Source organism: Planococcus donghaensis MPA1U2, from assembly GCF_000189395.1.
GTDB classification, from domain to species: Bacteria; Bacillota; Bacilli; order Bacillales_A; family Planococcaceae; genus Planococcus; species Planococcus donghaensis_B.
Genome location: NZ_AEPB01000057.1, coordinates 35945 through 61344 on the forward strand (window position 1 = coordinate 35945; position 25400 = coordinate 61344).

Below are 25400 nucleotides of genomic sequence, written 5' to 3' on the forward strand. Positions count from 1 at the left end.
TTCTGGAAGCGAAACAATAAACTTAATTTTTGTCTTTACCACTTTCAAGATTAGTGACAGCTTCGTTGATAATTCTATAACTAAATGGCAATGTAATAGTTAATAAGGTTAGTATTATCGATAAGACACCGATGGTATTTCCTAATGATACCAAACCAGAATCTACTAACCACGTTTCTATAGATGCTATTATGTTATTTTCACTAGTTTTTTCTGTAATTCTAGCTATCCAACCAAATACTATAATTAAAAAAGTAATATATATTATCGAATAAAAAATACGCAGTACTAGATAAACTACTTGGTTTGGTATGCTCATATAAGATGATAATTCCTGAAGTTTATAACTAGTAACTACCCCTTTAATACCATTATCATGAGGAAAGAGATATTTAAGAAATATATAAAATATAAGGTTCAGCACAAAAGAAAGCACTATTAATAACACGCTGATATATGCAACAAATAAAATTAGTATAGTTGATAATAACAGTGGACTATTCATATCCATTTGAAAAATTATGAGACTTAGAAATATTAAACCAATTAGTGGAACTAAAAACGTCAAACTCAATACTATTTTATGATATAAACTCCATTGATAACTAGTTTTAACATTATGATCTTTTATAGTTAATACTATAGAAACAAATGAAACAAAGTATAGAATATAAATTAAGCTATTTTCCCACAAAATTAATATTGGAAAAAATGTAGCCATAATTAGCAGAATCAATTCCGGACCATTATATTTGCGGACCCAAGCTAATTCGTAGCCTCTCTTGAATAAATTGCTTTCCACATCATCTTGCATTTTTGTACTACCCTTCTTATTTTATATATATTATAAATTGTAGCATGTTGCTAAAAGCGTTTATAATTCTTTCCCAATATATAATTCCTATCTCTTATTTCAAACTCCCAGCCATACCCTCTTTAACCTCATCTTTCTTCACTAAAGCCTTAATAACCTGATCAATTCTCTCAATCTCCACACTCTGATTTTTCCACCAATTGCGACTCCAGATACGTTCGATGGTCCAGCCCCGGCTTTCGAGGAACTTTTGACGGTAGATATCGCGTTCTTTTGCATTCTTGGAACTGTGGTACATTGCCCCGTCGCATTCGATTCCTACGATATATTGAGAAGGATCGTTTGGATGGATGACGGCTAAGTCAATTCTGTAACCTGACATGCCAACTTGTGTTTGAACTTCGTATCCTAGGTTTCGCAATTGCTCGTACACTTGCTCTTCAAAAGGTGAATCGAATTGCAATGCTGATGTGGAGACACTTGTGTTACCGAGTTCATTGACGTCTTGTATGACTTCTTGAACTCTTTCTATTTGACCATTGGAAACCGCTCTCGCGTATTTCAAGTAATCCTTAAACAAGCGTGGACCATTACTTTTCGAATTCGCCACTTCCAGTTCTTCTGGTTCAATGCTGCTTACGACGATTGTTTCTTCTTTTGCACGTGTCACAGCGACATTCAGACGGTTTTCTCCGCCTTCCTGGTTCAGGGAACCAAATCGGTTGTATACGCGCCCTTCTTCGTTTTGGCCATATCCTACTGAAAAGAGGATAATGTCACGCTCATCGCCTTGGACATTCTCAATATTTTTTACAAAAACTCGTTCATCCAGACCCCTGCTCATCACTTCTCCATACAAAGATCCAAACTCCATATCCTCAATTGCTACTTTCTCAATCATGTCCAGAATTTTCGTCTGCTGAGTGCTGTTGAATGTAATGATCCCGACTGACTTTTCTTGTTTAGCAATCAAAAGTTCCTTGAGAACTTCTACTACCTTTATCGCTTCCACTTCATTTGCTCGATCAATCCATCTGCCATTCTCTACCTTGATCCATTGGATAGCTGGGGGCTCTTTATAAGGTTGCACATTTGGCGATATTTGAATTGCACCGTTATAGAAAGCATGATTCGAGTAGTTGATTAATTCCTCATATTTGGAACGGTAATGCCATTGAAGCGTCTTTTCATCGAATCTTCTTTTAGCCAAATTTAATAAACTTGGTGAGTCATTGGATAGAAAGTCTTCTTCATCTTCATCATTTTCAATGGTAGACATGAACATATTTGATGGCGGCAACTGCATTTCATCACCTGCCACAATTACTTGCTTCGCACGATAAATTGAAGGCAAGCCGTTTTCAACGGTACATTGTGAAGCCTCATCAAAGATGACGAGATCAAACAGATTTTCAGTCAATGGAAAAATGGATGAAACGATTTCTGGAGATGCAAGCCATACCGGTGCAACGTCCATTAATCCTTTATCCGCATATTGATTCACCAGTTTCCGCAACGGCCAGACTTGCCGCTTTTTACCGGTCTGGTGCTTCAGATCTTTAAATACATCCCGTGAGGAATCCTGAGCTCCTTGCAAGGATAGCTTCAGTTCATTGATCAAGTACTGGCGAGCAAGTTCTTTTTTCTTTTCAACCAATTCTTCAAAATTAGAGCGCAGCCGGTTATATTCGGAGTTCGATACTTTTTTTACAGCCGGATGCTTACGCTCCGCTTTGTCGATCCAGTAAAGATAAACCGACTGGCGTAACGTCTCTGTCCATTTTTCTGAAAGATTATCAAAACCAATTTGATTCTTTTTCTCTATCAAAAGCTTTATTAGCTTTTGTTCAGTTGGATTACATTCCTGCCCAAACTGATCCATATGCTGCAAATCTTCAAAATCGGTATGAAGATATTCTTGAATCAGTTCCATTTCCTTTACGGGTAACGAGCCATCAGAAACTAGCTCTTTATACTTCTCTACTTTCGAAGGTTCAAGAAAATATTTTAAGACTTCCATTTCTTTATTGATTTCACTTGTGATTTGCGCCAGATCATTCATCAGTAATAAGCTCTTTTTAATCTTCGGCCACTCTTGCGATTTAACACCTGAAAACTTAGCACCTTTATTTAAATCCTCAATAATTTTTTTGCCGGTAAAACTTGTCCAATACCATAAGCGCAAGCCTTGCATTGTCCGTGGTTCTCCGTCAGAGATATCTGGCTGGATTTTCAGAAGATCTTGTTGGATTCCCCATGTATAACCGGGAGTGATATCATCAGCATCCAAGAGATTTAAACACTCTTCCGCTTTTTTGATCTGTATAATTAATTGAGCCATTTTTTGTGTAAAATCCGTTTTTTCCTTCATACCAAATTTGGCGAAGGAAAGTCTGTCTTTCAGGGGATAGGAATCTTTGCCGAACCGTTCATACCATTCCGCATACGTATAAACCGTTGCCAAAACATCTTCCAAGTTTTCAGCATTCAACTCATTCGCAGCTGAATCGACTACGATGAAAGCTTCAATATCTCCAGTGCTTTTAGTTCTACTATACAAATCATAAAGCGATAATCCATTTTCATTTTTCGAATGCAGCCCGACAGCAATATTATTCAGTTCCATTTCCTGCTGCTCAAGTTTCTGAGACGTGGTTCGCAAATTTTGCGTCCACCCTTGTTCATAATTTAAAGAATACGAGAGGGTATCATTTATTTTTCCGTAAAGTGCTTTTCTATCTTGATTTTCATCGTGCACTAAAGCGGTATAGCCGGTTAAGTCGAGGCTGTGGAGCCGCTGGTAAACGACATCCAGAGCAGCCCTTTTTTGGCACACTACCAGAATTCTCTTCTTTTGATGAAGAGCATCTGTAATCAGATTGACAATCACCTGCGATTTCCCTGTTCCAGGCGGACCATGAACTGCCAACCCTTTTTTGTAGCGGGCTTCCTTCAAAATCTCTTCCTGGGAACCGTCAGTGTTTAACAGATACAGACGATTAAATTCACGGATGTCTTCTGGTTCGGTCTTCTGTGCATCCCAATCACTTTCCATTATTGTTGCATTTTCAGGATTTAGAAGATCACCAACTAAAGATAAATTGCTCGTTTCGCTAAGATCAATCAATTGATCATAATCGCGAACAAGCGAAGAACTCCCCTGTGGAAAATGGCCAATGATAGCATTCTTTGTGAGTTCCAACTGGCTCTTAAGTGGAATCTCATCCGTCTTGTATTCTTTTAAAGGCACATAACGGGCGGATACTTGTGTAACAGCTAATTGGAACCTTTCCAGGAAAGCCTGGATTTCTGCATCCCCCTTTGATGCCACTTCCTGCGCTTCATCCATCCACTCTTCTGAAAAGCGCAATTGATCTATTTTCTTGAACGCCAAAAATAAAGTCCGGTTGAGAATAGGCTCACCCTCATCTTTTTTCAACTCAAATGTCTGCCGGTTGATTGATCCCTTTTCCAAACGGACCGGGTAAAGGAATAGAGGCGCTTGGAAGAACGTCCCATCTGAGAAAGTACCAGAAACAAATGGTGTCCCCAAGTAAAAATCATGAACACCGGTCTCATCTTCAATGCCTTTTATATTTCTATAGAGCGTAGTCAGTTTTCTCGTATTCGCAGTATCCTTTTCTTCCTCTTTTGTTAGTAAAGAGAAAGACTTTGTCGACTTCCTTTTTAAGCCTTCCACTATTCCTTCAGCGATTTCAGAAGAGCTACGCGTCAGATCAAAACTCCATTTATCGTAAAGCTTCAACAAACGGATCGAACGGTTTCGTTTGCTGATATTATTCAATTTGTCTCGCATATGTACCAATTCCTGTTTCATATCTTCACCTCTATATTCTTCAAAAGTAAACTCGTTACTGATTAATAGTTATTATTATTTCATAATTTTACCACATCTTTTCTTATAGAATTGTAAATTGATTTGAATTCTAATTTGGAAGCGAGAGTGTAAAAACGATTTTTATATGGATATCACTTCTATAGGAGTGGAACAATTCCCACACTCTTTGTACAGGTGAATAATGTGAAAAAGCTGCACCTACTATGTAGACACAGCGGGTGCAACAATATATGTGATGTAAATTGTAGCGTATTAACTATTTAAAATTGTTTCTTTCTCAAAGACAAAACACTAACTGACTATATAGCCAAACAAAAAGAACCTTGAGACTGCCAAGGTTCTTTTTACAATTATATATATTAAGCATTTAATTTATATTGCTCTGCCACACCATACATGCCATTTTCAGTTGTTAGGTCATTCAATTCTGCAATAACAACCTTAGGAGTAGAAGGGTCAAATACTGTAGAAATATAGCTAACTTTAAATGTATAGATAGCTTTTATGCGGAAGTTTTGATATTCAGGTGAATTTTTTGTGGTCGTCCAATAAAGAACGTTGCCATCTTTATCTCCTAAAGCGACTACACGATATTCGTCATTTTTAAAGCACGACAAAAGCTTAAGATCCCTCGTATATTTCTTCCCTTTTTCAAATCCGTTCACTTCTTTAATCGCAAGCACCATCGAAATACACCTCATTCCATAGTGGTATGCACTTAATATAACAGAACTTACGTTCGATTACCAGTCGGAAGCTTAAAAAAGTTTGAATAATTAGTTTTTATTATAAAGTTAGTTCAAACTAGCTCACATACTTTTTTCATGTCAAAACCCATCCTTATATCTAGAATCTAAATTGTTCGGAATAGTTTTTTACACAGAGGCAAACTTTAATAATTTAATTACCTGTACAGGCAAAAAAGAAGCAGGCAACCATGGATGTCCATGATTGCCTGCTTCTTTAATATTGTCGACCGTCTTAAGTTAATAACATTGTCATAAGGTTAGCTACTTGTAGAGAATAATAACTTATTCCCCTGCTGCAGAAAGCTTATAAACCTTACCGCCATCAGTGATGGCAATAAGCGCGCCATCCTCAGTTACGAGAATATCGCGGAAACGTTCGCCTTCGTCAGTTAATAGACGTTCTTCTCCAACAATCATGTCTCCTTCAATAACAATACGTGCAATATAACTCGACACTAAACCGCCAACGAATAAATTGTTTTCCCATTCAGGAATTGCGTCGTGATCATAGAATGCCATACCGCTTGGTGCACTTGTTGGATCCCAATAATATCTTGGTTCAATAAAACCTTGTGCCTCATGTTCTGAAATACCTTCATTGACAAATTCACCAGAGTATTCGAGACCATAAGAAACTATCGGCCAACCATAGTTATTACCGGGTTCAATAATATTCAGTTCATCCCCAGCTTGTGGACCGAATTCAACAATCCATAAATCTCCTGTTTCAGGATTATAGTCTATACCTTGAATATTACGATGACCGTAGCTGTAAATACCATCCAGTGCATCTTCATCTTCAACAAATGGATTCGACTCTACTGGTTCTCCGTCTTGTGTAATGTGAATGACTTTACCTAAATAAGCATCCAATTCTTGTGCCCGATCGCGGCTTTCGACATCTGAACGCTCACCAGTTGTTAAGAACAGGTTGCCCTCTTCATCAAAGATGATACGTCCACCATAGTGTAAAGTACCTTCATATGCTGGTGTCGCTTGGAAGATAACTTCAAAATCTTCAAGTGAGGCTTCATCTTCTGATAAAACACCTTTACCAACAGCCGTTACCGTACCACCTTCAATGTCTTGAGAAAACGTCATAAAGACTAATTGTGAGTCGTCGAAATCAGGTGCAACGGCTACATCAAGTAACCCACCTTGATCTTCGTTATTTACCTCGGGTGTACCTTCAATCGGATCTGAAACAGAGCCGTCTTCAAGGTTTACAATAAGAAGTTCTGCTGCATCTCTTTGCGTCACAAGTAAGCGATTTGGTTCAAACTCTGCCATACCCCAAGACACGCCAAGACCTTCAACAACCACTTCCGTATCAAATTCTGTTTCAGTCTCTATTGCAGGTGCTCTTGTTTGTTCTGGAAATGCGGGTTCAAACTCAGTAACTTTTGGTTCAGTTTCTGCGCTTTTATTAGCACTTTCTTCAGTGCCCTCGTCAACACCTTCTTCTGTTACCGCATCCGAATCATCCGTTGATTTTTCGTCTGCAGTATCATCATTACCGCATGCTGCTAAAGTCATTACAGACATCAGCATTGCAGAGAACATTAATTTTGACCACGAAATTTTCGTCATCATATCTTCCTCCCTTTTTAAAATTTTTACTGAGTAACTATTAAATTCAGTTCTCAGAAATCAAACATCAGAAATTGATTAAGAGTTGCCTACCCTAACTAAAAACTCCCTTATAAATGCACTTTCCCTTAAACCTACTCCATCAAACCGATTTTTAGCATAAATGAATCATTTGCAGTGTGTGTTCGATGTGTTCCGTACAATTCTCACAAATTTTTAGAGAGGAATAAAATCAAAAAGGTGCAGCAATGTATAGTAAACAAATTGGCGTGTATTGTTTTCTGCACAGGAGCGCGATTTTATGTTGCCCCGCACAGAAGAATCTTTTCATCTCTTTGCATCTTTTCTCAGCCACTTCGCCGTCACCGTATCCGACTCGAGCATCGCTTCCGGGGTTCCCTCAAATAAGATTTCTCCTCCTCTTTTACCGCCACCTGGACCCATTTCGATGACCCAGTCGCTTGCCGCGATAAAGTCCAGATTGTGCTCGATGAGGATCACCGAATTCCCTCTGTCAACGAGTCCTTGGAATACAGCTAATAGATGGGCATTGTCTTTTGTGTGCAGCCCCAATGAGGGTTCATCGAGCAAGTAAATCTGCCCTTCTTTTTTCAGGTGACTGGCGAGTTTGAGGCGCTGCACTTCGCCGCCGCTCAACGAACTGGTCGTCTGGCCGAGTGTCAGGTAGCCCAAGCCGACATCTTTCAAGGTGTCCACTTTTTTGACGATTTTCGGCATCTTCAAATAGTGATTGGTTTCGTCGATCGACAGTTCCAAAATCTCTACAATATTTTTCCCTAAGTGGCGATACGACAGTGCCTCATCGGAATAGCGCGTTCCTTTGCATGCTTCGCAAGTAACGGTCACGGGATCCGCGAATGCCACGTCCGGCGTGGTGACGCCTTTGCCTTCACAGACAGGACAAGCTCCTATTGAATTAAAGCTGAATAAGCCCACAGGCTGCCCTGTTTCTTTGGCAAGAATCGAACGGATGTCATCCATGATTCCCATATAGGTCGCGAGTGTCGAACGACTTGATGTTCCGATGCTACTTTGCCGCACCGCGATGGTTTCGGGATAATTTTCTATAAATGCGTCAAACATTAACGAACTCTTCCCGGAACCCGAAACGCCGCATACCGACACCAACACGTTTTTCGGGATTTCCACACTTACATTTTTCAAGTTATTCGCAGATGCATTGTTGATCGAAAAACTATTTTCTCTCTGTCGCGGGGTTTTATTGATAGCGACTTTATGGTTTAAATCAGTGATCGCGGATGCTTGCTGCAGACCTTCCTGCGCGCCCTGATAAACTACTCGACCGCCGGTCACACCTGCACCCGGACCCATTTCGATAATTTCATCCGCTGTTTGGATGACGGCCAAATTGTGCTCGATGACGACGACAGTGTTGTAATTGTCTCTCAAACTTTTCAGCATGTGCGTCAACTTCTCGATTTCTTCTGGATGCAGCCCCGCACTCGGTTCGTCGAATATATACGTGATATTGTTCAGACTACTACCCAAGTGGCGCGCAATTTTCACGCGCTGCGCTTCCCCTCCGGACAACGTGCCCACTTTTCTCGCCAAACACAAATAGCCAAGTCCCAAATCCACCAACTGCTTGACACCCGGTAGCACCTGCTGCGCAATCGATGTGCCAACCGGATCGTTTATTTTCTCCAGTTCACCCAGCAAATCCGTCATTTCCAGCCGGTCGTATTGCGCGATATTCAAGCCGTTGATTTTACTTTCCAGCACTTTTGGATTCAACCCAGAACCTTCGCAAGTCGGACACGGTGTACGCGCCGTCACCGCCAGCACATCGTCCTGTGACGTTACTTTCAGTTTTGAGAGGTCGCGGTTAATGTACAGGCGGATAAACCGGGGAAGAATGCCGTCCCATTCGATATCCCGATTGCCTACTTTGTAATAATAAGTACTGAATGCCCGCTCGCCTTCCCGCGGACCATAGACCAGAAGATTGTATTTTTCTTCCGTGTAATCCTTGATGGGAAGATCGGGATCAAACAATCCACCGTCCACCATCCATCTGCCTTGCCAGCCGGGCGGCGCGAGAGGTCTGAATCTCACCGCAGATTCGCGAAGCGACTTCGAATGATCGATGAGTTTGTGGACATCCGGCGCAATAATTTCGCCAAGTCCACTGCACTCCGGACATTTACCGAAAGAACTGTCGCTTGAAAACTCGGCGGCTGAGCCGATCGGCGGGCTGCCAATCCGCGAAAATAGCAAGCGGATCAACGGATCGATATCCATATACGTGCCAACCGTCGAACGTGAATTTCCTCTTACCGGTTTCTGTTCAACAACGACCACGGGACTTAAATGCTGCATCAAGTCGGCATGCGGCCGTTCATACCTCGGCATCTGGTGCCGGATATACAGCGGGTAATTCAGCGTCATTTGCCTTCTGCTTTCTGTTGCTAACGTATCAAAGACAACCGAGCTTTTGCCTGAACCCGACAGACCGGTAAACACATTTATCTTTTCTTTCGGGATATTCAAATCGACATTTTTCAAATTATTTTCCTGCAACCCTCTCAGGATGATTTCATCTCTTTTTTCTGCCATAGCGAACTGCTCCTTTTCTGATCAAGTCAGGTGATTAACCTATTGATATAAGAGTTCCCTGTTTTGGTCCCGTTTACACAAGCGTTTATTGGATGAGGAAATGAATAAACCGGAAAAGCCACACCCGCAGTATTGCTGCTGCGGGTGTGGCAATGTATGGAGTATGGATTGTCAGGGTCGTTTAGAATTTTTTAACACAGGAAAGCGATTTTTCTTCCACTATCCAGGTTAAATTGTCCCCGGACCTTCCCTGTGTACCGCACAATTCCTACACAATTCATAGAGATGAATAAAATTAATAAAACACACTCGCAATGTTGAAGCAGCGGGTGTGGCACTGTATAGCAAATGAATTGTCGTGTATTGTCAGAATCTTTTAGAATTGTTTCTTACACAGGGGCGCGATTTCTACAATGTTTTTGTCTTCATCCCATCTTTTCAATAATACTTTACTAAGTCTGACACCTTTCTCATTAGCAAAAGCTGAACCGTTAAGTAAGTTTTCACCACTAGCTTTTAACTTGTAATCCTGTCCATCAACACCTAAATTTTCACAAATTTTTTCTTCATTTAATATTCTGCTGATCCTCACGACAAATTACCTCATAAAAAAATATTACTCCATTATATACATGCAAATAAAGGAGTGCCTATAGACACCCCCTTTTCAGTTTTTATTCTATGAAATGGTTAATAGCTACATTTACTTTTGTACGAATCAGACTTATGCAGCTTGCTGATACTGGGTTTTTTCTAGGATTAAGACAATCTCCTCTTAAAAACCCCTCACTGTCTCTTTTAATCACTTCATAGAAATCCCTTTGTTGTTCTGCATCATATCCTTCAATAGTAATGAAGTATCCATTCTCACCATCTGGTGAAATTTCCTTTATTGATATAAGATGTCTTGACATAAACAACTTCCTTTCTAGTATGTTAATTTCATCTAAACCTTTTGATTTTAAATTTGTCAACAAAAATTTAAAACTTATAAATCTTCTTACAACCACCATGTATTACCAGCAGATATTGCTAGATATAGTATTCATTACACTTCACGTACACATTAATCGGGAAATACTTATAGAACAAACATCTATTATATATTTAGAAAGTCTTTATTTACACTTCCTAACTCTTCCTTCAGGGATTTCCTCATGGCCTTCAACATTTCTTTCATTCTTTTGTTGTAGTGTTTAAATTGAGTATCATCTGATTTAGATTGAAAGAAAGAAATTAAAACAGGAATTAACCCATACTGAAACTTGATAGATTCTTTAACCAACTTATAACATTCTTTTTCTGTTCTCTTGTTGAGAAAGTCCTCACCTTCAATGGTTACAATAATGTTCGAAAATCTTAGTGAATACAAAAAGTGTAAAGAAGCGAACAAGTATCGGATAATTTACCTTTTCAACTGTAAAACGAAAATGTTCGTCTAAATAATAATTTGCTATGCCAAAATTGCTATGAGCAAAAGGAGATAGGAAACCATAAAACGTATAATAATACTGTTTATCTTTACCTGTTTTAAATCCACTTGGATTTATTAGCTCCCCCACTTTTTCCCCTTCTCGATTAAATATCTCTCCTTCCTCTCGAACATTATATTCAGCAAAGAACAAATTTAAAGGAAAGGTTATCAACTGGTCAATAAATTCTTCATTTTCGTTAAGGTATCTGCTGCTCAGATAATTTTCAAACATAGATCTTATTAATATTAGTGCATCTTCATTATGTCCCATCTTCAATAATTCTCTAATACTAATTAAGGTTTTAGTGCTCTTTGTAAAATTAAAGTACTCATGATCATAGGTAAACTTTGAGTTTGTTTCTCCTGTCATCAACATCTCATTGTATCCGTAAAGGTGTGCTGCATAATCCACGAAATCACGTGATCTAAAAATAAATTTGTTAATTAATTTATCAAGCTTTTTCATGTAGAGATCCTTACTCATCAATGCTCACTCCTTAGCTACTGCGGATGATTTTAACACCTAACTTCTTACGTTCCCGGCATTGCTTTTTAAATTCTTTAGTCGCTTCTTTATTCCCCATAATAGTTAGAGTTGTAGCAAACTCATCTTTATTGATAGAACGATATAAAGCATTGATCTTTCGCTTAATATAATTTGCAAAGTAAAAGGTAAGAATGGCTCTATCACACTCAAATTCTCTATTCTTTATAAACCAGTCAACTAGCCTTTCAACATGAATTTCATCCGACATAAGAAACGCACCATCTAAATATTGAGCTGAGCCAATGACTGTATCGACTGTATTGGTTGCTGACATAACACAACTGGCACCTAGATGGTCATAGTGCTCTTGCCCTTTATATTGGACAGCATAATATTTAATTAGTTTAGTTGCTTCATCTATATCAGCTTTAATATTTTGTATATCACCTGGTGTAAGTTTGATAGTTTCATTCATTATTATTCCCCTTTATAAAAACTGGTCTTTTTGATAATTTTACCATATCAATAGAAAGACTTGTCTCAATTTAAAACATTTGCACCACAACAAAAAAAGCCCACCAAGCGGCTAATGCATTTGCCTACTTAGTGGGTATCGCTACTTTGTAATGAAGTTAACAATTATTTTTTCAATGATTTTCTTAAAAAATCCTATTTATAATTCTTGATTTGATCTATATTTTGATAGACAGATTTATTTATCATAGCATCCTTTATCTCATCAATAACTGTTTCAATATCATTAATGCACTGCTCTATGTCATCAAAAGATTGGACTAGTTCATGCCCTATATCTTCTATATCTCGGAATTTATCATATTTATAATTCCTTACATATTCTGAAGCATCTTCTAAGGCAGAATCAACATCTTCTCCTATATCAATTTGTTCAAACTTATTCCACATAATAGATTCTTCCCTGTTATTTATAAAATTAGCAAGTTCATCTAACTCAGAAGCAAAGTCTTCAACCAAATCCCTTAATTGTTCTACTTTCTTTTCCGCTTTTCCTTCAAACACTCCCCTGTGATCCGTACAATTCCCACACAATTCATACGAATGAATAAAGGAGAAAAACCACACCCGCAATGTTGATACTACAGGTATAGCAATGTATAGCATATAAGTTGTCGTGTATTGTCAGAATATTTTAGAATTGTTTCATACACAGGGGCGTGACTTCACAATGTAGGTGCAGTTCATAAGACAAAATTGACATTCTTCAAATTATTTTCCTGCAACCCTCTCAAGATGATTTCATCTCTTTTTTCTGCCATAGCGAACTGCTCCTTTTCTGATCAAGTCAGGTGATAAACCCAATTGATATAAGAGTTCCCTGTTTGGGTCCTGTTTACACAAACGTTTATTGGATGGGGAAATAAATAAATAGGAAAAGCCACACCCGCGATGCTGCAGGTGTGGCGATGCATAGAAAATAAATTATTGAGTCTTGTCAAAATCTTTTATAATTTTTGCCCAGTGGCGTGATTTATACATTTCCTTTTTTCGCGTAATGCTTCCGCGCTTTTTCACGATTCCCGCAAACTTCCATTGAACACCATTTTCTTCTGCCGCTCGTATCGATAAAAAAAGCATAGCAAACTGGGCTCTCGCATTTTTTAATCTTGTTAAAAACTCCTTGTTGAAAGGCTTGGATCATTTCAAAAGAAAGCAATGCCAGAAACCCCTCTGTGCCTCCTTTGCTCGGCACTGGTGTAAATGTTTTATCGATAAAAAGAGGAGCATCTTCGGTGTAAGTGGCTAAAGAAGTGAAAGGAATTTCATTCCCTTCCAGCACAGACAAATACCCCCACCATTGACCACGAAATTCTTTTACCCGCTCCACATCAATTGGGGACTTGTAGAGCTTTTCTACTTGCTGCTGATTCAGTATGCCTTGTTGCGTCATTAACGAAAGCCAATCATCCAGGCCATTCTCTTCATCAAGAAAGTCCGTCACAGAAACTTTTTTGATGTTAATCGTATTTAAAAAATTGATAAACAAATACTGACTGACAAAGGAATATGCTGTTTCCGAATTATTCTCCATATGAACCCTCCTTCAAACAGAATGATTGACTTACATTCTAACATACCCTAAAGTTCGAAACTAACCGCATAAAACATTTCAAATAGTTAGACATAAAAGCGGTCAATACAATCAATAGATGAAAAGGGAGTTTTTATTTTATGACAACAAATATGAAGAACGATTTTGAGCAATACGTAGAGAACTTTAAAGCAACAGCGCCTGCAGAAGTCCAAGAGAAAATGCAAAATGCTTTGGAAGAATTGGAAGCATCGAGCGCAGAAAAAGGATTGAAAAAAGGTGAGAAAGCGCCAAACTTCAACTTACCGAATGCAACTGGCGAAACAATCGAGCTTTATGAACAGTTAAAACAAGGGCCCGTCGTCCTAACGTTCTATCGCGGAAACTGGTGCCCATTCTGTAATATGGAACTGCGCGCGTACCAACAAATCATTGGTGACATTCACGGGCAAGGCGCTGAACTGATTGCCATCAGCCCACAAACTCCTGATCAATCCATGTCCATTCAAGAAAAACACGACTTGGAATACATCGTCTTAAGCGATGAAAGCAACGAAGTGGCCAACCAATTCAACCTAGTCTATCAATTGCCGGAATACCTGATTGAAACGTATAAAGAAATCGGACTCCGCGTCGACCAGCATAACGGTGACGATACGTGGACGCTTCCTGTATCAGCAACCTACATCATCCAAACAGACGGAACGATTGAATTTGAATACACCAAATCAGATTACAAAGATCGCTACGAACCTTCTGATGTACTGGAAGAATTAAAAAAACTTAAGTAAGTAAATTGGAAAAGTTATCTCGAAGTCATTTCCTTCTGACTTTCTGGGATAACTTTTTTATATTTACCTGAATTTTTCTATTTAAGTTATTTCAGCGGTTCCAGTTTCCTCTGTCGCAAACAATTCACATACAATTTATATGAATGAATAAAATAGAAAAACCACACCCGCAGTATTGCTACTGCAGGTGTAGCAATGTATGGAATATAAATTGTTGTGTTTTGTCAAAATCATTTAGAATAGTTTAACTCCCAGGGACGCGTTTTTTACGCCGTTTCCGCTTAGGGTAATAAATGAAAAGCAGCAGTGGAATCAGCACAACAAAAACAATAGCCAGCACCGGAATCAGGAAAATGGCAATCGGTACTGTCGTTGCAGTTACATCTTCCGCAACGGCGACAGCAGGACTGAGCAGCGCGGTTTCGCTTACCCCTTTAACAGCAGTCACCACAGTATGTGATGCCGTGGCAACTCCACCGCCGCCAATAATGGCGATGCTCCATTCAAGCAGCGGATTCATATCTCCGATGAATGACGCTGTCAGCAGGATACCCGCAAGTGCCGCGATCGGTGTGGCAATCAGTTTCATCATCGACCCGACAGCCGGAATGTAATTGACCGCTATTTCAAATACGATTGCCGCTCCGAAAGCAATCAGCGCAGGGGTGCTGCCGAGCCAGCTAAATCCTTCTGACACGGTAATCCAGTCTGCCCGTTCACAAACACCGGTTATAAATAAAGGCGTAAAAATCCGGAACCCGACTGTAGCGCTTAAAGCCAGCCCGATGCATATTGCAAGAATCATCTCCATAAGAAGTTCCACTCCTATCCAAAGACTTTTCACCATTATATAGGAGCAGGTTATCAAGCGCTCGTATATATATTTCGTCCCAGGGTGCGGAATAATTTGTAAACAATTTATACAGATGAATAATATAAAAAAGCTGCACCTTCAACATAGGAGCAGCGGGTGTAGCAATGTATATGATATAAATTGTAGCGTATTTTCCGAATCGTTTAGAATTGTTTCTTTCCCAGGATCGCGATTCTTTTCATTCAAACACAATTTATACGAATGAATAAAATCGAAAAAACACACCCGAAAAGTCGATGCATCGAGTGCGGTAATGTATGGATTATAAATTGTCGTGTATTGTCAGAATCGTTTAGAATAGTTTTTTACACAGGGACGCAATTTATGATTTTCTGCAACTCGTGACTGTTGTTAAAAATATTATAAATTTTTAATTTCCTTATTCCCAATTATTGTTAAATTTTCGGTATTAAATTTCTTCCTTTTAAAATCTTGATTGATACTTCTGCTGTTGTGATAAGAAACACATCCTAGCACACATGACTTCATTGCACTTTTATCTATATGTTCTTTTAAATTTTGAAACAAATCAATATTGCCTTTTTCAAAACTTTGTGGAGAGGCCTTGCATTCATAAAACTCCGATTTTAGATCAGAACGGTCAAAAGCTGCATAATCAAAAGCTTTTTTATAAATAGACATGTCTGAAGGAATATTAGTTCTCTCTATCTTTACAGCACATCCAGCTTTTTTTATGGAAGTAGGTTTATTAAATCTTTCAGAAACTGATAATTCAACAAACTTTTCTAATAGAGCTCCTCTTACCCCATTAAAAATTTCTTCAGTTTTAATTTTACTAAAAAGATTTTCTAATGTATCAAATATTTCTTTCGGAATTTTATCATTGGCACTCTGCCAGTTCTTAAATTCCTCTTCCCATCTTTCATAATGCTTGATAACCATTAAGCCCTCACATATGATATCTAAATAGTCCTTATGCCTATATAAAATTTTCGCAGCAGGTACAGTTTTGTTATTAATCTCAGGTTTGATAGGTTCTATGGGTGTTAACTCAATATTTACTACCATTTAATTAATCTCCCATTAAATTTGAATCAGAACTGTACCGATTCTTTAAGGTTTCTAAAACATCTATAGTAGGTAAAAGTATGGGCGGGATTGACATCTTAGTCATTGTATCTGAAACTGCTTGCCTAATATATGGCCATAGCAACGGAATACTTTGATATTCTAGAAAAATCTTCAATTCATCTTCAGTGAGTTCAGAAACTGTACGGCATTGCCCTACGTACTTAATAACCACCTCTAGAGGACACTCAGAATCCTCGACGACCATTCTCATTTCTAATAATGCTTCCCCCCTATATTTGTCTATAATTCTTGAACCATTAGATAACTGAATTGCTAAATGGTCTTTAATTTTAGTTAAATCATAGTCTGTACCAAATTTAACGTTCATTTCGACTAACTGAACTTCTAAAAGCTGAATTTTATGCTCTGACAAACCCTTAATTATTTCTTCAAATTTCATCACTGATATCTCTCCTCATAAAAAAAACCCGCTTCTTTAGCAGGTTTTAATAATAAATGGGAATTCATGGCAATTTCTATCCAAAAATGATCTTGTAAATCATAATTTTGTAAGTCGCTACTTAAATATATTGTACTAGTAATAATGTCACCCTTAAAATCACCGTTATGTTCTAAACTACTTACATGATCATCTATTCCATAAATAGCATCTAAAAATGATAAATAAAATGAATTATAATCGTTGTATTCAATAGCGTCAATAAAACTAGTTTCAAGAATATGATGGTAACGTTTAACAAAAGGCTCAACTTCAACATTAAATAATACAGCCTTACTTAAAATATTTCTAAGCATATTAATGCCTTCTTCTTCTAACCAAAAAGAAATATCTCGTATGTCTTCACTTTGATGTTTCTTAATGTTTTCTAAGAAAAACTCATCTACGTTATTTACTTCACTAATTTTTTGAACTACAGTAAAACATTCTTTCACGAATTTAAGTAGAGGTGAATTTGTGAACACTTCCTCATCCTTGCCAGTAAATATAATTGATAACTCTTCGTTACTAATTAATTTAGACATAGCAGTGCTATTCATAGTATTCCATCCCCTTAAGTAAATCAATGTTATTAAATCATTCTAAATGTATTTTGTTTTAGTGTCAATATTTGAGATTATAAAAAATAATGTTGATTTACTTAACTGTCTCTCTTTCCGTAAAGTGCAAAACATAATTTTCAAAACTACTTAGCTACAAGACATTACTTCTTTATAAAAACTCATTCTATGCCTAAAACGTCAAGATCTAGTTCTATTCTTTTCTTCTTCTTTTTAATCAAACTATTAATGAACGCGTCATACCCCTCTTCAGGATAATGTACATTAGTTTTTTTCGTTCTTTTCCCCACTATGGAACTCAACTGCTCTGAAATATCTAGTGTCCAAGATGCCAAAGCTCCTCCTTCTTGAAAATAATAATATTGTTCAATTGAATTATAAAGTAACTTTAATTGCATAAGATGAGCTTCTAAGTCTAATTCGGAAGTTGATGAATATCCAGTGTCAATCCTTCTATTAATAATTTTCTGAATATCATCATAAGAGGCTTCAATAGTCTGTGTACCTCTTCGAGTATATATTCTATCTCTCTTTATTCCTTCTCCATCTCTTGGGGAAACAAAAGGAATTAGCTTTGGTAAATCCGGAACTAATAAAACTTGAAACTTTTTATTTTTTATAGAAGCATATTCTGTTTCTGTAAATTGAAAGTCTAAGATTCTAGAGACATTAATGAGATTCTTGGGTAAGAATTTATCTATCTCTTTATAGACATCTTCTTTCTTTTTAAATTCTTTTACACCTACAGATTCTATTTGCTCCTTCTCCTCACTTACACCAATGACTAGGCATCCTCCACCATAGTTAGTTAAAGCTAAAATATGCTTTGCAAGTTTTCCGGAACTTGGCCATTCTTCTTTGAAATCAACTTCGTTATGTTCCCCAGTTTGATGTTTCAAAATATCTCTTAAACCTTCTCGAGTAGGCTCTTCAAAAAACTTTGCAAAATCTTCTTTTATCACTTTTTCACCTCACCATATTTGTAAAAATTTCTTTACCTAAAATTCACACAAACAGCCTTTGCATAAACCCTTTCTTCTGCTCCTCCAAAACCATCAACTTCTCTTTTTCTTTTTTAATTTTCCTATCAGTATTTCGAAGAAAATCTGCAATCTGTTTCTGTTCAACTTCAGAAATAGGCAGTTGAATGTTCTTGGAAACAAAATTTTGGTTAGTGATATTAATTGTATTCTTTGCTCCTTTTTGTACTATAGAATGCAAGTAATTAGTAGTGTTATTTTTGTACATGAAATATGAATGAAGAATATAGCCAATGTAAAAATTTTTTGGTTCATAAATTCCATAGAGAGGAGAAACTATTACATCTTCTTTTATATGACTTTGTTTGATGATTCCAAAAGGAAAATCCCCAGTTGGACTTTTTGTATAGACAATATCACCGTATTTAACAACACTATAATTGGAAACATCTTTAGCGGCGAAACTTCTTCCTAAATGAGTAATCTGATTTATAACTCCTGCACGTACAGCTACAGAGTGAACTTTCAAGTTTCTTTCATTACACTTTTCTTTCCTTTCTTCTAAGATTTTATTCAGTTTAATACTCTTCCACTCCCCAAACTCTCCACCATCCTCATCCTTAAACCGCAACTCCTGCGAGAAAATCTCCTGCATCATACCTTTTTTTAACTGTTCTAGTTTCTCAATTTTCTCTTGTTGCTTTTCTGTCTTTCGATTGAGTAACATTAAGAAAGAAGAAACTTTCTGCTGTTCTTCAATTTTAGGGATCATAACCGTAACTTCGCTTAATATGCCTTGACCTACATTGTAACGAGTACTTCCCCCAGCCTTACTAGATATCTGATTTCTTGCTGAAGAATTATTAAGTGCTGTTTTTAAAAAGAATGGTGAGTAGTCAGCAATTTTTTTCCCACGAATAACAAAACCTCCGAAGACAGAAGCCTTTTCTTCGTCGAGATAGACATTACATTTACCAACATCTTCACGAGTTTCTGAACTTCTTAAAAACAGGATATCTCCGTGCGTTACAGAATATGTTTGAAACTGTTGTACTGTGGCATTTACAGATCCAATAATCTTATCACTTAGGATATAATCGTTATTTAAAATATCCAAAACATTAATGAATTTTGTTCCATGTCCATAACTGTCTTTATCCGCGTTAATTCCATTTTTAAACTCCAATAGCTCACTTAACTCTTGTTGCTTCCATTCTCCATCAAACCCATCAAATCTTAACTGAGGTACTTTCACCTAAACCAACCCCCAATTCCTTAAAATACTGCTCTAGCTCTCGATCAATCTCTTCAATCTCCTGGTCAATCTCGTTCAATCTAACCTGCACAGCTTCCAAATCCACTAGCTCTTCCTCATTAAACGTATCGACATAACGCGGGATATTAAGATTATAGTCATTCTCTTTAATCTCTTCCAAACTTGCTGCATAAGAATAACGCTCAATCTTTTCACGCGTTTTATACGTATCGACAATCTTGTCGACGTTTTCGTCGGTTAAGTTGTTTTGGTTTTTGCCTTTTTCAAATTCATTTGAAGCATCGATAAAAATAACATCGGCATCTTCTTTGCGTGTCTTTTTGAAAACTAAGACACATGTTGGAATAGAGGTACCGAAAAACACGTTAGCTGGCAAGCCAATCACTGCATCTAAATAGTTCTTGTCTTCAATCAGAAATTGACGGATGACGCCTTCTGCTCCACCACGGAATAACACTCCGTGTGGTAATACAACAGCCATCGTTCCGTTATCGTCTAGTTGATGAATCATATGCTGCACAAAAGCGAAATCCGCTTTTGATTTTGGTGCCAGACGACCGTAATCACTAAAACGTTCATCGTCTAAGTATTTTGCGTCCGCACTCCAATTGGCCGAGTATGGCGGGTTTGCCACAACGGCTTCAAAGCGCATATCGACATGTTTCGGGTTTTCTAACGTGTTTTCATTTTGAATATCAAAATCGGTATAACGTAAATCATGTAGCAGCATGTTCATGCGCGCCAAGTTGAACGTTGTCGTCGTTAGTTCTTGCCCGTAAAACAAGCGTACATTCGATTCTTTAGCTACACGGAGCATTAGTGAACCCGATCCACACGTTGGATCGTAAACATTCTTTAAGTCCGGTTTTTCATGTGTCACGATTTTCGCTAGAATTTTTGACACTTGCTGTGGCGTATAAAACTCGCCTGCTTTTTTGCCAGCGTTCGCCGCAAATTGTGAAATCAAATACTCATAAGCATCGCCCAATACGTCAATGTCTACATCGTCGTGTAAAAACGGAATATCGTTAATGCTTAAGATGATTTTCGCAATTAGTTTTGAACGTGATTTTACGTCACGCCCTAATTTTGTCGACGTTAAATCCATGTCATCAAAAAGATGTTCAAAGTCTTGTTGGCTATCTGTTCCTAAAGTCGATTCTTCAATGGCTTTGATCGCTTTATGCAACAGCTCTACATCAAACTTCCCTTGATCGCTTTTTGGGATTTCCGTTACCATCGATGAAAACAAAAATTCTGGTTCGATAACAAAGCCGATTTCTTCGAGCAAAGTTTCGATCAATCCTTCGCGGTACTCTTCGTCTTTCCAAGCATCTTCATACGAAATATTGTCTTCTTCTAATAACTTCGCAATCCGCGCCTCTGTCTTTTCTGACAAATAACGATAAAAAATAAGACCAAGTATATAATTTTTAAAATCATACGCTTCCATTTGACCGCGCAAGTCATTAGCCATAGTCCATAGTTTCTTATGCAATTCAGCTTGTTGCTGACGTTGTTTTTCTGAAGTTGTCATTGGGATTCTCCTTTGGTGTGGTCTATACATTCTTTTCTTCTACAATTGCGTCCCCGCAACAGTCACAATTTGAGGAACAATTGTGTCTGTCACCGTGACGCGAGGTTTGTTGTGACTGCTACTTGCAGTTCTTCTACTATTATATTCTCTCATCAGTTGCTTTGTTAGATTTTACGCACTAAGCGCCGGCGCGTCCACGGGATAGCCGAAGCAATAAGACTAGCGGTCTTTTCGCCTGGCTTATTGTGGGGGGCATCCCCAACGCGTCCGAAGCGTTTTGTCATCTTCTACTTCTACTAATATACTCGAGCCTATTTACGATTTGCGCTAACTCTAGTGACATCACATTTAGAAGAAAGAGCGAAAGGCGGCGACTCCAGGGGGAACAGCACGAGCTGAAGACCCTGGACTGAGCAGAGCGAGGGAAGCGGCTGAAGCCGTGCCCCCCGGAAAGCGTCCGCCTGCAGCGATTTCTTCCAAGCTACGAATACTTCCTCACATTATCATAGATAAAATCCTTTAACGCCTGAACACGTTTCCGCTTTTCTTTAAACGGTGCTTTGATCGCATCATTGATTTCTTGGTCAGGAGATACGCCTGTATACTCATATTCTTTCATAAAATACTCGAGACGGTCTTCTGCCACTTGCACCTGCTCAGACATCGCTTGGATTTCGCGTTTGCGGCGCTTGTTTTCAAAGTCGTGGTATTTCTGATTAATGGAGTCTTTATTCGTAAGCGTTGGTGCGACACCTTGTAAGAATTCTAATAATAGATCTCGTTTCAAGCGCATTTCATCGCTTGATGCTTCGTTCACTTCTTTAATCGCACGACGCACTGCTGCGTCACGCTCATTTTTATTTTCAAAGTTTGTGTTGCGTAATAACTCAAGAATATAATCGACATTGATTTTATCCGTCTGCATCAATTCGATTTCAAAATCGATGTCGTTGATGACGGACACTTTATCTTTGGCGTTTTTATCGTTTTCATAAAGCAGTAAGTACTTACTTCTAAAATCTTTGTAGGTTTGTTCACTAATGCCCATGTCTGGTTGGTTAAAGTCATATTCCACAAATGTTTTTAACTTTGTGAGGATGCGCGTTAAGTCGCGGAATGAGATGACAAACTCTTTTTGCTTGGATTCGCCTTCCAAGTCGTCGACCGCTTCTGGTGAAACCGCAATGTCGAGAAGTTGATCTAGTTGGTCTTTAAAGTCTGCCAAGTATTGATCGTAACGCTTCATGAGAACCGTTTCCGTATCTCCAGTTTGAGAAAACAACCGAACAGCCGTGTCTGTTTCGTCTTTTAAATTGCGGTAGCACACAATATTGCCGTATTGTTTTTTCGGTCCTTCGACACGATTCGTCCTTGAATACGCTTGGATTAAGCTGTGGTGCTTTAACGGACGGTCTACATATAAAGTACTCAAGGTTTTGGCGTCAAAACCCGTTAAGAACATATCAACGACAATGAGCAAATCGATTTGTGCGGATTTCACTTTTTTTGAAACATCCGCAAAATAAGCAGCGAAGTTTTCCGTCGTGTGATTGCTGCCAAATTCTTGATTGAAATCTTCCATAATGCGTTCGAGTGAATGACGCGAATGTTCTTCGCCTTCTACACTTTCTTCGTTTGTCCCAAAACTAAAAATAGACGCAATTTTTATGCCGGAATCGATTTTCTTAAAAGCATCGTAATATTTAATTGCCGCGGGAATGCTTTCTGCTGTCAGTAAACCAGTGTATTTCTTATTATGTGTTTTATTCGAATGAATGCTTGTAATGTGACGTGCGATCATGTCAATGCGTGTATCTGCTAGCCACAATTCTTGTTGGTCAATGCCAGGCACTTTGGTGACGTCATCGATGCCGTCTTTGCCTTTCATCGTACGGATGTATTCGACTGAAAAGCCAAGCACGTTGCCATCATGAATGGCGTCTTTAATCAAGTACGTATGCAAACAGTCTTGGAACAAATCCGACGTGGTGCGGCCGTCTTGTGATTTGTTGTCGACAAAACGCGGAGTGCCGGTAAAACCGATGTATTGCGCACGTTTGAAATGGCGTTTGATCAGTAAATTCATCTCACCAAATTGCGAGCGATGACATTCATCAATAACAAAAACGACTTTTTCGTTTTCGTATAGCTTCATCACGTCGCGGTACCGTTCGGTTTTAACGGCATGTGCCATTTTTTGAATCGTTGTGATGATTCGTTTTCGGTTCGGATCTTTTAACTGCTTGACCAACACTCCTGTTTTGGTTGTACGGTCGACAGAGTCTTTTTCGAATTTATTAAACTCTTCCATCGTTTGCGAATCGAGATCTTTTCGGTCAACGAGAAAAATGACTTTCTTGATGTCTTCTTGCTGCGCTAAAAGTTCACTGGCTTTAAAGGAAGTTAAAGTTTTTCCGCTCCCAGTCGTGTGCCACACATAGCCATTTTCTTCTTTTTCGATGGTTTGATGAAGAATGCGCTCAACTGCATAAATTTGATACGGGCGCATGACCATTAAGTGTTTATCGGTTTCGTTAATGATCATGTATTTGGACAAGACATTTTGCAACATAACAGGGTTTAAGAATGAAGCAGTAAACGCGTCTAGTTTCGTGATGCGTTTATTGGCATCGTCCGACCAAAAAAACATCAAACTCTTCATCGGCTCCCGGTCCGAGTTCGCAAAATACTTCGTGTCGACGCCGTTTGACACCACAAAAACTTGCAGAAAGTTAAACAAACCACCGTAAGAATCTTTACGGTAGCGCATGATTTGGTTAAAGCCTTCAGCAAAATGAAGACCTCTCCGCTTTAATTCAATTTGAACGAGTGGCAAGCCGTTGAACAGCAATGTCACATCATAGCGATTTGTGTAACGTCCCACTACAGTGGTTTGATGCGTCACTTGGAGAAAGTTGTTTTGATGGTTTTGCGTATCGAATAATTTCAAGTAAAGGATGCTGTCGTCATCGCGCGAAATGATTTCTTTATCACGTAAAATTTTAGCCGACTCAAACACGCTCTTGCCTTCAATTTTCAACAGCAATCGCTCAAACTCTTTATCAGACAAAGCATGTCCCTCTAGGTTTTCTTCGTTCAGCTTATTGATTTGTGTGCGAAAGTTGTCTTGCAATGCCTGGACAGAAGGAATCGAAACTCGTTCAAATCCTTGTCCCACGAGTTGCTCGATCATCTCGTTTTCCAGCTGCGCTTCCGACTGTGTTCTTGTTTGATGTACCATACGATATCCCCCTCTTATGGCCGTCATTCTATTTAGATAATTTTACCACAAATGTGGGTGGTTGTAATTGAGTTAAGTGGATGAAGAGAATAATTTGTTGACTGCTCTAATTTGATTGAACCCTATTCAATAGGGTATAATAAAAAGAAAGTAGAAAGAGGTATATATGAAACGAACATTTGTATATATTGAAAACTTTGAGCAGCAGTGGAAGCAATATGGATTAGGTTCTGATGAACAACGTGAACTTGAACTGCAATTACTTATGAATCCAAGTCAAGGTGATGTAATTGCAGGTACTGGTGGACTTCGCAAAGTTCGATTTTCTCCTGAATATGAGCAGCGAGGTAAAAGTGGTGCATACCGTGTTATTTACTTAGATATCCAAACTTCATCTCACACGCTCTTACTCCTTATTTACGCTAAAAATCAACAGGAAAATTTAAAACCTCACCAAAAGAAAGTACTAAAGCAGATGGTCGAACAACTGAAATTTCTTTATACACAGAAAGGGTGAACAACAATGACTGAAGATCAATTCTTTAACGACTTACAAAGGAGTCTAAATCAGGCGATTGACCACGCGAAAGGAAAACCTTCAAAAACTAGAACCAAAACAGTCGAGATAAAAGAACTAGCTAACTTTACAGCTGAAGACATTAAAACACTCCGCTTGCAGATGCAGCTGACTCAAAAATCTTTTGCTGCACTCATGGGCGTATCGATTAAATCTGTAGAGTCTTGGGAACGTGGAACCAACCATCCAAGTGGCTCAGCCTCTCGCCTATTGGAAATTTTGAGAAACGAACCTCAAGTAGCTGAACAACAGGAGATTATCTCTGTTTAGTTGATTTTAAGTATGTCAATTAAAAGACCATTATCTTTTTTTAGATAATGGTTTTTTGTTGATTGTATTGAAGCACTTCTTAACATCTATATAGTGAACTCAA

Annotated in this window: 22 protein-coding genes; 3 read left to right on the forward strand and 19 right to left on the reverse strand. The window is 38.3% G+C overall.

Annotation, left to right across the window (positions count from 1 at the left end; genetic code table 11):
* Positions 1-22: 22 nt before the first annotated feature.
* From GPDM_RS14775 to GPDM_RS14830, 11 genes are all read right to left on the reverse strand, one after another.
* On the reverse strand, positions 23-814 hold the full coding sequence (locus GPDM_RS14775; protein ID WP_008432618.1) for a hypothetical protein: 792 nt from the start codon (positions 812-814) through the stop codon (positions 23-25).
* Between the two features lie 94 nt (positions 815-908).
* The gene (locus tag GPDM_RS14780; protein WP_008432620.1) at positions 909-4652 is read right to left on the reverse strand and encodes an AAA domain-containing protein; all 3744 of its coding nucleotides are present in this window, start codon (positions 4650-4652) and stop codon (positions 909-911) included.
* Between the two features lie 380 nt (positions 4653-5032).
* Positions 5033-5359 carry a hypothetical protein gene (locus GPDM_RS14785; protein WP_008432622.1) on the reverse strand — a complete coding sequence of 109 codons (327 nt, stop codon included), beginning with the start codon at positions 5357-5359 and terminating at the stop codon, positions 5033-5035.
* 345 nt (positions 5360-5704) lie between these two features.
* Complete coding sequence (locus GPDM_RS14790) at positions 5705-7012, reverse strand: PQQ-dependent sugar dehydrogenase (protein ID WP_008432623.1); 1308 nt, start codon at positions 7010-7012, stop codon at positions 5705-5707.
* A gap of 327 nt (positions 7013-7339) precedes the next feature.
* Positions 7340-9610, reverse strand: coding sequence for an ATP-binding cassette domain-containing protein (locus GPDM_RS14795; protein ID WP_008432624.1), 2271 nt, complete (start codon positions 9608-9610; stop codon positions 7340-7342).
* 376 nt (positions 9611-9986) lie between these two features.
* Positions 9987-10202: a hypothetical protein gene (locus GPDM_RS14800; protein WP_008432626.1), complete on the reverse strand. Its 216-nt coding sequence runs from the start codon at positions 10200-10202 to the stop codon at positions 9987-9989.
* An 82-nt stretch (positions 10203-10284) separates the two neighbouring features.
* Positions 10285-10524, reverse strand: a complete 240-nt coding sequence (locus GPDM_RS14805) for a hypothetical protein (RefSeq protein ID WP_008432627.1) — start codon at positions 10522-10524, stop codon at positions 10285-10287.
* A 417-nt stretch (positions 10525-10941) separates the two neighbouring features.
* Positions 10942-11568, reverse strand: a complete 627-nt coding sequence (locus GPDM_RS14815) for a DUF5677 domain-containing protein (protein ID WP_008432630.1) — start codon at positions 11566-11568, stop codon at positions 10942-10944.
* 13 nt (positions 11569-11581) lie between these two features.
* Positions 11582-12046, reverse strand: coding sequence for a hypothetical protein (locus GPDM_RS14820; protein ID WP_008432631.1), 465 nt, complete (start codon positions 12044-12046; stop codon positions 11582-11584).
* Between the two features lie 194 nt (positions 12047-12240).
* Positions 12241-12609, reverse strand: coding sequence for a methyl-accepting chemotaxis domain-containing protein (locus tag GPDM_RS14825; RefSeq protein WP_008432632.1), 369 nt, complete (start codon positions 12607-12609; stop codon positions 12241-12243).
* A 469-nt stretch (positions 12610-13078) separates the two neighbouring features.
* On the reverse strand, positions 13079-13639 hold the full coding sequence (locus GPDM_RS14830) for a CGNR zinc finger domain-containing protein (RefSeq protein ID WP_008432633.1): 561 nt from the start codon (positions 13637-13639) through the stop codon (positions 13079-13081).
* 140 nt (positions 13640-13779) lie between these two features.
* On the opposite strand from GPDM_RS14830, the gene GPDM_RS14835 reads away from it, so the two are divergent.
* Positions 13780-14430, forward strand: a complete 651-nt coding sequence (locus GPDM_RS14835; RefSeq protein WP_008432634.1) for a peroxiredoxin-like family protein — start codon at positions 13780-13782, stop codon at positions 14428-14430.
* Between the two features lie 244 nt (positions 14431-14674).
* Here GPDM_RS14835 and GPDM_RS14840 read toward each other — a convergent pair whose 3' ends face one another.
* From GPDM_RS14840 to GPDM_RS14875, 8 genes are all read right to left on the reverse strand, one after another.
* Entirely contained in the window at positions 14675-15241 is a 567-nt protein-coding gene (locus GPDM_RS14840; RefSeq protein WP_008432635.1) for a DUF4126 domain-containing protein, read from the reverse strand.
* A gap of 423 nt (positions 15242-15664) precedes the next feature.
* Positions 15665-16333 (reverse strand): hypothetical protein, encoded by a 669-nt coding sequence (locus GPDM_RS14845; protein ID WP_008432636.1) that lies wholly within the window; start codon positions 16331-16333, stop codon positions 15665-15667.
* Between the two features lie 4 nt (positions 16334-16337).
* On the reverse strand, positions 16338-16796 hold the full coding sequence (locus GPDM_RS16335) for a protein-export chaperone SecB (protein WP_008432637.1): 459 nt from the start codon (positions 16794-16796) through the stop codon (positions 16338-16340).
* Entirely contained in the window at positions 16796-17395 is a 600-nt protein-coding gene (locus GPDM_RS14855) for a hypothetical protein (RefSeq protein WP_008432638.1), read from the reverse strand. Before GPDM_RS14855 ends, GPDM_RS16335 begins: the two co-directional genes overlap by 1 nt.
* 182 nt (positions 17396-17577) lie before the next feature.
* A complete protein-coding gene (locus tag GPDM_RS14860) occupies positions 17578-18378 on the reverse strand; it encodes an AlbA family DNA-binding domain-containing protein (protein WP_008432639.1) in 801 nt (266 codons plus the stop codon).
* Positions 18379-18421: 43 nt separating this feature from the next.
* The gene (locus GPDM_RS14865) at positions 18422-19651 is read right to left on the reverse strand and encodes a restriction endonuclease subunit S (protein ID WP_008432640.1); all 1230 of its coding nucleotides are present in this window, start codon (positions 19649-19651) and stop codon (positions 18422-18424) included.
* Positions 19626-21209: a type I restriction-modification system subunit M gene (locus GPDM_RS14870; protein ID WP_008432641.1), complete on the reverse strand. Its 1584-nt coding sequence runs from the start codon at positions 21207-21209 to the stop codon at positions 19626-19628. Before GPDM_RS14870 ends, GPDM_RS14865 begins: the two co-directional genes overlap by 26 nt.
* Positions 21210-21690: 481 nt before the next feature.
* The gene (locus GPDM_RS14875; protein ID WP_008432643.1) at positions 21691-24450 is read right to left on the reverse strand and encodes a type I restriction endonuclease subunit R; all 2760 of its coding nucleotides are present in this window, start codon (positions 24448-24450) and stop codon (positions 21691-21693) included.
* 166 nt (positions 24451-24616) lie between these two features.
* On the opposite strand from GPDM_RS14875, the gene GPDM_RS14880 reads away from it, so the two are divergent.
* Both GPDM_RS14880 and GPDM_RS14885 read left to right on the forward strand, forming a co-directional pair.
* Positions 24617-24967 carry a type II toxin-antitoxin system RelE/ParE family toxin gene (locus GPDM_RS14880; protein WP_008432644.1) on the forward strand — a complete coding sequence of 117 codons (351 nt, stop codon included), beginning with the start codon at positions 24617-24619 and terminating at the stop codon, positions 24965-24967.
* A gap of 6 nt (positions 24968-24973) precedes the next feature.
* On the forward strand, positions 24974-25297 hold the full coding sequence (locus GPDM_RS14885; protein WP_008432646.1) for a helix-turn-helix domain-containing protein: 324 nt from the start codon (positions 24974-24976) through the stop codon (positions 25295-25297).
* Positions 25298-25400 lie beyond the last annotated feature (103 nt).